This is a genomic window from Aromatoleum evansii (assembly GCF_012910805.1).
GTDB classification, from domain to species: Bacteria; Pseudomonadota; Gammaproteobacteria; order Burkholderiales; family Rhodocyclaceae; genus Aromatoleum; species Aromatoleum evansii.
Genome location: NZ_WTVK01000289.1, coordinates 1 through 395 on the forward strand (window position 1 = coordinate 1; position 395 = coordinate 395).

General features: G+C 70.6%; 1 protein-coding gene. It reads left to right on the forward strand.

The window, feature by feature from the left end:
* On the forward strand, positions 1-395 hold a 395-nt coding region (locus GO615_RS28360; protein ID WP_169133119.1), incomplete at both ends, for a hypothetical protein.

Sequence of the window (395 nt, forward strand, 5' to 3'; positions counted from 1 at the left end):
GGTCAACACGATGCTGTATGCCATCCCCGGCGTCGACCTCGTCCTGCTCTACAAGTACGGCATCATCCTGCTCGTCTTCGTGTTCACGCTGCTGGCCGCCTACGGCCTCGACGACCTGGGTCGCGGCCGCGTGCGCCGCGGCGCCGTGTGGGCTGCGGCGGCTGTCGCGACGGCGTACGTAACGGCCGGAGTCACCTATCTCGTCCTCTCCGACCGCGTGCTCCACCCGACGTGGACGAGCGTCGTCGCGGCACTGTTCGGCCTCGTCATCATCGCGCTGACGGCCGCGTTCGTATGGGGTTCGCGAGCGAAGGCCGCCGACCCCGAAAGGGACGACGCGGGTGCGCGCCACAGCCCGACGAAGCGCGCCGCGAGCGCCGCGCTCGTGGCGGGTC